Annotated in this window: 2 protein-coding genes; both read left to right on the top strand. The window is 43.1% G+C overall.

Annotation, left to right across the window (positions count from 1 at the left end; translation table 11 throughout):
- Positions 1 to 66: 66 nt before the first annotated feature.
- Positions 67 to 1,116, top strand: a complete 1,050-nt coding sequence (locus tag V7K36_RS20095; RefSeq protein WP_335118594.1) for a TauD/TfdA family dioxygenase — start codon at positions 67 to 69, stop codon at positions 1,114 to 1,116.
- A gap of 21 nt (positions 1,117 to 1,137) precedes the next feature.
- Positions 1,138 to 10,074: an amino acid adenylation domain-containing protein gene (locus V7K36_RS20090; RefSeq protein WP_335118592.1), complete on the top strand. Its 8,937-nt coding sequence runs from the start codon at positions 1,138 to 1,140 to the stop codon at positions 10,072 to 10,074.
- Positions 10,075 to 10,275: the final 201 nt, after the last annotated feature.

Genomic DNA, 10,275 nt, shown 5'->3' with positions numbered 1-10,275 from the left:
AGATTTTTGCCTTAGATAAAAAACGGAAGAGAATTCTGGAAGCGTAAAAATTGTAAGAGATAAATAATGAAGATTCCAGACTATCCAAAAATCAGCCTCAACCAAATAAGGTCAAAAAGACGGCAAGGTGTTAATCTCTCGAATGCAGAATTGATCAAAGTAATACCTTTGTTGCCTGAGAAATCCTTACCTTTGCTGTTACAACCTATAGTAGAAGGAATTAATTTAGTAACTTGGACAGCAAGTAATCAAGAATTAATTGCAAAAAATCTACTGAAGCATGGCGGTATCCTGTTTCATAACTTCCAAGTAACAGATGTGGCAGAGTTTGAAAAATTTATCCAGACAGTTTCTGGAGATTTGCTGGAATATCGCGATCGCTCTTCACCCCGCAGTCTAATTCAAGGCAATATTTATACTTCAACTGACTATCCAGCGAACCAAACTATCTTTCTACATAGCGAGAATTCATACGCCGCCACATGGCCTCTAAAAATCTTTTTTTACTGCGTGACACCAGCTATTCAGGGAGGAGAAACACCCATCGCTGACACTCGAAAATTATATAAACGGATTGATTCCAAGATTCGCGATCGCTTCATCGAAAAAGGAGTGATGTATGTCCGCAACTTTGGCGATGGCTTTGGCTTACCTTGGCAGACAGTGTTTCAAACAACCAATCCAGCCGAAGTAGAAACCTTCTGCCGTCACAATGGCATACAATTCGAGTGGAAAGAGGGCAATCGCTTGAGAACCCGCCAAATTAGACAGGCTGTTGCCACCCATCCCCAAACAGGTGAACAAGTGTGGTTCAATCATGCTGTATTTTTTCATATATCAACTTTGGAACAAAATATCCGCAAGTCATTGTTAGCTGAGTTCCAAGAAGAAGACTTGCCACACAATACTTATTATGGTGATGGATCGCCAATTGAAAAAATCGTGTTAGATGAAATTCGTGCTGTATACCAACAAGAAACTATAATTTTCCCTTGGCAAGCTGGAGATATTTTAATGCTCGATAATATGCTAGCAGCACACGGACGGATGCCATTTGTCGGACAGCGAAAGGTCGTAGTAGGAATGGCAGAACAATTCAGTAGTAAAGATATTTAGTGCCAAGTACGGAGAATTAGAATGATAGATGAAATGCAGGGTTTTCGACTCTCACCCCAACAAAAACATCTCTGGCATTTACAGGAAAGTGACAACTTCCCTTATTCTTCACAGTGTGCTGTTTTGATAGAAGGGAATCCTGATATCGAGACCTTGAGAGTAGCTTTAGAACTAGTTGTCAATCGGCATGAAATTCTCCGTACTAATTTTCATTGCTTGCCTGGGATGACTATACCTTTGCAAGTCATTAGAAACAACGGTATTGCTTGGGACGAAAACCACGACTTGAGAGGTTGCACAGATCAAGAACAAGAAGTATTTTTATCCGTCTTATTTGATGGGGTTAACAAACAGCCGTTTGATTTGGTAGAAGGTTCTGCATTACATCTATTTTTAGTAACTCTGTCGTCATCTAAGTATGTTTTGCTCATTAGCTTACCTGCACTTTGTGCAGACGCAGCAACACTCAAAATTTTAGTGCAAGAAATCAGCCAGTCTTATGCAGCTTGCTTGCAAGGTAAAGAACTAGACGATGAACCACTACAATACGCAGATTTGGCTGAATGGCAAAACGAATTGTTAGAAGGGGCAGATACAGAAGCAGGCAGAGACTATTGGCGAAAACAGGATTTTTCAGCGCTGACAAAATTAAAGCTGCCTTTTGAAAAACAGTCTACAGAGCAATTAGAATTTCAGCCTCGAACGCAAAGTTTCACAATTACCCCTGCTTTGTTAGAACAAATTTACACCCTGACTCAGCAGTATAATGTTTCAGTAGCTGAGTTTTTCTTAGCTTCCTGGCAGATTTTACTTGCGCGTCTTACCAAACAGCAAAATTTGAGTATCGGTGTGGCTTATGAGGGACGTAAATATCAGGAATTAGAGAATAGTATAGGATTATTTACTAAATACTTACCGTTAATTTCCAATATAGAACTAGGATCGAAGTTTATTGATATTTTTCATCAAAATAATGAATGTGCAGAGAATATTTATAAGCTGCAAGATTACTTTACTTGGGAAATAATAGCAGAATCATATCAAAATACCTTACGTTTTTTCCCAGTTTGCTTCGAGTTTGAAGAACTGCCAGGAAATTATGTAGCTGCTGACGTATCTTTTTCGATTAACCAACTATATACTTGCATTGAAAAATTCAAAGTCAAGCTTTCTTGCATTCGTCAGAATGATACGCTAAATGTAGCATTTCACTATGACTCAAACTTATTTAATGTAGAAGATATCAAACGCTTAGTCGGGCAATTTCAGACATTGTTAGCTAGTGCGATCGCTCATCCAGAGACAGCAATTAGTCAGTTAGATATTCTCAGTCAAATCGAGAGACAACAACTGCTTGACCAGGTAAACACGAAGCGCGATTATCCACACAACAAGTGCATTCACCAACTATTTGAGGAACAGGTAGGAAAAACCCCGAATAAAGTTGCTGTTATCTTTGAAGACCAAGAACTGACTTACCACGACCTGAATCAACGGGCTAACAAAATAGCTCACTACCTCCAAAAGCAGGGGGTTGCACCAGAGGTATTAGTGGGGCTGTGTGTCGAGCGATCGCTTGACATGATAGTTGGACTTTTAGCTATCCTCAAAGCTGGTGGGGCATATGTGCCATTAGATCCCGCATTGTCGAAAGAAGGTTTGGCATTACGATTGCAAAATGCCCAGGTGTCATTAATCATTAGTCATTCATCATTGGTAAATAACTTTGAACCAATGACGAATAACAAAGAGCAAACAACAGTAATCTACCTGGATAGCGACTGGGAAACTATTACTCAGGAAAATGATGTTAATCCCAATAGCAAAGTAACAAGTGAAAATCTAGTATATGTACTGTTTACCTCTGGTTCTACAGGCACAGCTAAGGGGGTTGCAATTGAACACCGACAATTGCTCAATTACCTATATGCCATCATCGAGCAATTAAACCTGCCAGCAGGTGCTAACTTTGCACTGGTTTCTACATTCGCCGCAGACTTAGGTAACACAGCTATCTTTCCTTGTCTGTGTACGGGAGGTTGTCTGCATATAATCTCCTACGAGCGTGCAACTGACCCAGCAGCTTTGGCAGAATACTGTCTTAGACATCCTATTGACTGTCTCAAGATTGTTCCCTCTCACCTTGCTTCTCTGTTAACATCTTCTTCACCTGGGTCTATCCTTCCTAGAGAACGGCTTATACTAGGTGGTGAGGCTACCAGTTGGGAACTGATCGAGCAGATTCAAAAGTATGCACAAGATTGCCTGATCTTCAATCACTACGGCCCTACAGAAGCAACTGTAGGTGTACTTACTTATCTAGTAGAACTTAATGACCACCTTTCCTGCTATCCAAAATCCCAAACAGTTCCCCTGGGTCGTTCAATTCCTAACACCCAGGTATATGTCTTGGAAGAGAACTTGCAGCCTGCTCCCATAGGACTAAAGGGCGAAATATACATTGGCGGGACAACTCTAGCTAGATGCTATCTGAATCAGCCCGAACAGACAGCTGTTAAATTTATTCCCAATCCATTCAGTCAGAAAGAAGGAGCGCGGCTTTACAAAACAGGCGATCGGGCACGCTATTTGCCAAACGGCACGATTGAGTTTTTAGGTCGTATCGACCACCAAGTTAAAATTCGGGGCTTCCGCGTAGAACTAGGAGAAATTGAGGCAGTACTCAGTCTCCACCCAAATGTGCGGGAGGTTGTCGTCTTAGCAAGAGATTCAGAGTCTGGTCAGAAGTATCTGGCAGCTTACGTTGTACCATCTCAAGAATCGCCTATCCTTATTAATGAACTGCGTAACTATATGCAGGCGAGGTTGCCTGAGTATATGGTGCCGTCAATTTTTGTCATCCTCAAGGCGCTACCGTTTACTCCCAACGGCAAAGTAGACCGTCAAGCCCTGCCAGAACCCAACCAAGTACGTCCTGAGTTAGAAACAAGCTTTACAACTCCTCGCACGCCCGTGGAGGAGGTCCTTGCAGGAATTTGGGCTAGACTTCTTGGTATTGAGCGAGTCGGTATTCACGATAACTTTTTTGACTTGGGAGGACACTCTTTGCTAGCAACGCAGGTTGTTTCTCAAGTCCGCGAGGCCTTTCAAGTAGATCTGCGGCTACGTAGTTTATTTGAAACACCAACAGTGGCAGGGCTAGCTGAACTGATTGAAACGGCAGTGAGGGCTGGGCAGAACTCAGCAACTACGGCTATTGAGCGGGTGAAACGGGAAGGCGAATTGGCACTGTCGTTTGCTCAACATCGATTGTGGTTTCTTGACCAATTAGAGCCAGGCAATCCTTTTTACAACGTTTCTAGTGCTTTACTATTGAAAGGTTTGCTCAATGTGCCAGTTCTAGAGCAGAGTTTTAACGAAATTGTGCGACGCCATGAAAGTTTGCGGACAAGCTTTGCAAGCGCAAACGGGCAACCTGTGCAAGTTATTGCTTCAACACTAAACATTACCTTGCCAATAGTGGATCTTCAGGCATTACCTTTAGACAAACGAGAAGCTGAGGTTCGACAACTAGCTAAATTACATGCGCGATATTCTTTTGACTTAACTCAAAGTCCTTTGCTCAAAAGCAGTCTTTTACGACTGAAAGAAGACGAGCACATATTGCTATTCACGATACATCATATAATTGCTGACGGATGGTCAGCAGGTTTGCTAGTGAATGAAGTGGCTGCACTTTACGAATCATTTAGTCATGGCAAACTCTCGCCGTTGCCCGAACTACCAATTCAATACGTAGATTTCGCGGCTTGGCAACGACAATGGTTACAAGCAGAAGTATTACAATCTCAGATATCTTATTGGAAAAAGCACTTAGAGGGCGCACCAGCGGTACTAGAGTTACCCACTGACTATCCACGACCTGCTGTTCAGACATTCCAGGGTGGTAGTTATTCATTCGAGCTATCTGTTGAGCTATCACAAGCCCTGAAGAAATTGAGCCAGCACCAGGGAAGTACCTTATTTATGACTCTGTTAGCAGCTTTTCAGACGCTGCTATGGCGTTACACGGGCAGTGAAGATATTGTCATAGGTTCGCCCATCGCCAACCGTAACTGTGCACAAATAGAAGGGTTAATTGGATTTTTTGTCAATACCCTAGTACTGCGAACTAACTTTGCAGGTAATCCCACTTTTGAGGAGCTACTGGCTCGCGTACGGGAAGTGGCTCTGGGAGCCTATGCTCACCAAGATTTGCCTTTTGAGCAGCTAGTTGAGGAACTGCAACCACCAAGAAACTTAAGCCACACGCCACTGTTCCAGGTGATGTTTGCGCTTCAGAATGCACCAATGTCGGCGTTAGAATTGCCAGGTTTGAGTTTAAGTCCCCTGAAAAGTAATAGTGGCACGGCAAAGTTTGATATGACCCTAGATATGACAGAAACAGCACAGGGACTAGTTGGCATTCTGGAGTACGATACCGATTTATTTGAGTCAAGCACTATAAGCCGGATGGCAGGGCATTTGCAAACCTTGCTTCAGGGGATTGTGGATAATTCACAGCAACTCGTATCGGAGTTGCCACTGTTGACCGAGCCTGAGTGGCAGAATTTGCTGATAGAGTGGAATGATACTCAGTTGGAGTATCCTCAACACCAGTGTATTCATCAGCTATTTGAGGCTCAAGTAGAGCTTACACCCGATGCAGTCGCATTGGTGTTTGAATCGGAGCAACTAACCTACTGTGAATTGAACGCTAGAACCAATCAGCTAGCGCACCACCTGCAATTGCTTGGAGTAAGACCAGAGGTACTGGTGGGAATTTGTGTGGAGCGATCACTCTCTATGGTCATAGGACTTTTAGCCATCCTCAAAGCGGGTGGCGCTTATGTACCGCTCGACCCCACTTATCCCAAAGAGCGCTTAGCCTTCATGCTTAAAGATGCATGTGTGTCGATGCTGTTGACTCAGCAAAAACTGCTTGAAAGTCTTCCAGTTCAGGATGCACGCGTGGTTTGTTTAGACAAAGACTGGCAAGTAATTTCTCGGCAAAGTGAAGCGAATCTGGTTAATACTGCTACATCCCAAAACTTAGCTTATGTAGTTTACACATCAGGTTCTACAGGCAAGTCTAAAGGGGTGGCGATCAATCATTGCAGTCTGATTAATGCATATCAGGCTTGGGAAAACGCCTATCGGCTTCGGTCTCTTACCAGTCATCTTCAAATGGCTAGTTTCTCCTTTGATGTCTTTTCAGGGGATCTAATTCGCGCGCTTTGTTCTGGAGCCAAGTTAGTGTTGTGCCTGCGTGAGTGGCTTTTAGAGCCGGAAAAACTGTATAAACTCATGCGCCAAGAGAAGATTGATAGCGCAGAGTTTGTTCCAGCTGTTATGAGGAACTTAGTTCAGTATCTGGAGAGAACCAAGCAAGATCTTCACTTCATGCGGTTGCTAGTAGTAGGTTCAGATAGTTTGTATCTCCAGGAGTATGAGGAATTTAAGCGTTTGTGCGGTTCAGATACTCGCTTGATTAATTCCTATGGGATCAGTGAAGCCACTATTGACAGTACGTATTTTGAGAGTGAAAAGGTCAACTTCCCTGTTTATGGGCTAGTCCCGATTGGCCGTCCGTTCGCCAACACGCAAACGTATATTTTAGACAGCCATCTCCAACTCGTCCCCATTGGAGTTACAGGTGAACTGCACATTGGAGGTGTTGGTCTTGCACGGGGCTACATCAACCGAGAAGACTTGACCTCGCAGAAATTCATCCCCAACCCCTTTGAACGTTCTCAATTTCCAATTTCCTATTCCCCATTCAATCGTCTGTACAAAACAGGCGACTTAGCCCGTTACCTTCCTAACGGCAACATCGAATTTCTCGGTCGGATCGATCATCAGGTCAAAATCCGTGGTTTCCGCATTGAGTTGGGAGAAATTGAAGCTTTACTCAATCAACATTCTGCTGTTAAAGAAGCTGTGGTGATATCTATCGATGTGTCAGACTACAAACGTTTGGTAGCCTATGTAGTTCCCAGTATTAAATCTGATGTTGTTGTAGAAGGACAGATGTCAGCAGCAGATTTGAACACTCAGCAAGTTTCGCAGATGTCTACTACTCAGTTTGTGCCCCTATTACGGCAGCACTTAGAGTCAAAGCTGCCAAACTACATGATGCCAGCAGCTTTTGTCATTCTAGAAGCACTACCACTTACACCTAATGGTAAGATAGATCGCAAAGCTTTGCTTGTAACGAAAATTGATAGATTTGATCTAGAAAGAGTTTTTGTTGCACCTCGAGATCCAGTTGAGGAAGTGGTAGCTGGAATTTGGGTTCAAGTTCTTTGTTTAGAGCAGTTAAGTGTCTACGACAACTTCTTTGAGCTAGGCGGACATTCATTATTAGCTACCCAAGTTATTTCCCGCATACGGGAAGCTTTCGAGGTAGATCTACCGCTACGCCTCTTGTTTGAATCACCGACAGTAGTTGAATTAGCTAAAAGTATTCGAGAGCTAATGAAGGCAGAACTGGGACAACAACTTTCTGCCATTAATCGCGTCTTCCGAGATGGAAATCTACCACTGTCTTTTGCTCAAACCAGACTATGGTTGCTGGATCAATTAGAACCAGGTAGCTCTATGTACAACTCAACAATTGTTGTGCGCCTTGTTGGTTCTCTGAATGTGCCTGTGCTGGAGCAGGCTTTGACTAAAATTGTATGTCGCCACGAAGCTCTACGTACTACCTTCCCTGCGGTAAATGGACAACCGTTTCAGGCGATCGCCCTCGCTAGCCTAACTATGAAACTACCAGTTGTGGACTTGCGGGAGTTGCCAGAAGCTGAAAGAGAAGCTTTTGTTCAACAACTGACCGCAGCGGAATCCCAACGCACCTTTGATTTAGCCCAAGGCCCATTACTGCGATGTACGCTCCTGCATATCCGCGAGAAAGAGCATATAGTATTATTCACCATACATCATATTGTCTCAGATGGCTGGTCTAGGGGTGTGTTCGTTCGGGACTTGGCAGCACTTTACGAAGCCTTTTCTACCGGAAAACCCTGCCCACTGCCAGAACTGCTGATACAGTATGCAGACTTTGCAGTTTGGCAACGACAGCAGTTGCAGGGTGAGGTTCTGGAAGCCCAACTCGCTTACTGGAAGCTGCAATTGGGTAATAACCTCCCAGTATTGCAATTACCTACAGCTTGTCCACGCGCAGAAGTTAAAACCAGCCCTTGCGCTACTCAATCCTTCATCATTCCCTCCAAAGAGTCCAAAGCACTGCAAACACTCTCGCGCCAAGAGGGTGTCACCTTGTTCATGACCCTGCTGGCAGGTTTTCAGGTGTTGCTACAACGCTACACAAATCAGGATGACATCGTTGTGGGCACTGATGTTGCTAACCGTAACCGGGCTGAAGTTGAACCACTGATTGGTTTTTTTGTCAATCTGCTGGTCTTACGCATCGACTTGAGTGGAAACCCCACCTTTGGGGAGTTGCTTAAACGAGTACGCTCTGTAGCATTAGGAGCTTATGCTCATCAAGATTTGCCCTTCGATCAATTAGTTAAGGCTTTGCAGCCTGAGCGTAATTTGAGCAACACGCCGCCACTATTTCAAGTATTGTTTGTCCTCCAGAATACCCCCATCCCACCCTTAGAATTGTCAGGGCTGACATTAAGCATGTTAGAAGTTGAAAACAAAATAGCAAGGTTTGATATAGCACTATTTTTGACAGAAACAGAGCAGGGCATCTTGGGCGAATGGCAGTACAACGCTGATCTTTTTGATGCCACCACCATCACTCGTATGACAGACAACTTCCAGATGCTGCTCAACAGCATTGTGTCCCAACCTGATGCGCGAATCGGCAATTTAGAAATGCTTACTCACGCCGAAAGAGAACAACAAGCTTTACAAAAAAGAGAGCGCAAAGCGTCCAAGCGAGAAAAATTTATTAGCGTTGCTCCCAAAGTAGTAAGCCAATCACAACAAAGTTTGATCAAGACCGATTATCTCGAATCAGGGCAAACGTTTCCTCTAGTGATTCAGCCTAATACTGACGAGATTGATTTTGTGGCTTGGGCTAAAACTAATCAAAAATTATTTATAAAAACAGAATTGTTGAAACATGGAGCGATTCTGTTTCGAGGTTTTAATGTAGATTCTGTCTCAGAATTTGAAAGTGTTGCCCAGGCAATTTGTCCAGACTTATTCGGTGAGTATGGTGACTTACCTCGTGCTGAAGAAAGCGGTAAAGTTTATGGTTCTACTCCTTACCCATCCGATATAGCTATCCTTTTCCACAATGAAAGCTCTCACTTACATCAGTTTCCTTTAAAAATTTGGTTTTTCTGCGTACAACCTGCTAATCAAGGTGGAGAAACGCCGATTGTAGACTGTCGTAAAGCTTATCAACTCCTCAATCCCAAACTACGAGAACGATTGGCCGAAAAACAATTAATGTATACTCGTCATTATACTGATGGTCTAGATGTAAGTTGGCAAGATTTCTTTCGCACCAATGACAAATCTATAGTAGAAAATTACTGTCGTCAGACTGGAATTGATTTTGAATGGTATGATAATAATAGTTTAGGGACTCGTCAAATTCGTCCAGCAGTAGCAGTACATCCTAACACGGGTGACAAGGTATTTTTTAATCAAATACAGTTACACCATATAGCGTATTTAGATGCAGAAGTTCGAGAATCTCTGTTGTCTTTATTTGGAGGAAACAAACTACCACGTAATGTTTATTATGGGGACGGGACTCCCATAGAAGACGAAGTAATTGCAGAAATTAATGGAGTTTTTCAGCAGTCGAAGACTAGCTTTATTTGGCAGAAAGGAGATATTTTGATGCTAGATAATATGCTTGCTGCACACGGACGCTACCCCTATGAAGGGCAACGCAAAATTGTGGTAGCAATGGGAGAAATGATTCAAAGCCAAGACATTACACTTCATGGCAGGGGAAAAGGAGTTAAATGATAACTGACGCTACTATTAACCGGGGCAAGCACATCTCAATTTGAGTTGACATAAAGTAGTATAATGTCTTGAAAAAGCCTCAGATCGGGGGCAGTCTCATGGCATGAGGAAAATATGAAAATGTTGTCAGTGTTCTATAGATATGCTTGCGATAATACGATCATCTTTGCATTGAATTAGGAGTACTTATCAATGAAAAAT

The organism is Nostoc sp. (assembly GCF_036919555.1).
GTDB lineage: Bacteria > Cyanobacteriota > Cyanobacteriia > Cyanobacteriales > Nostocaceae > Nostoc.
Note: the sequence above shows the minus strand (reverse complement) of the source record. Positions and strands in the feature narration are given on the sequence as shown.

Bases quoted from the DNA above. Each gene is read 5' to 3' on its own strand.
- V7K36_RS20095 (WP_335118594.1), top strand. From the start codon at position 67: ATGAAGATTCCAGACTATCCAAAAATCAGCCTCAACCAAATAAGGTCA.
- V7K36_RS20090 (WP_335118592.1), top strand. From the start codon at position 1,138: ATGATAGATGAAATGCAGGGTTTTCGACTCTCACCCCAACAAAAACAT.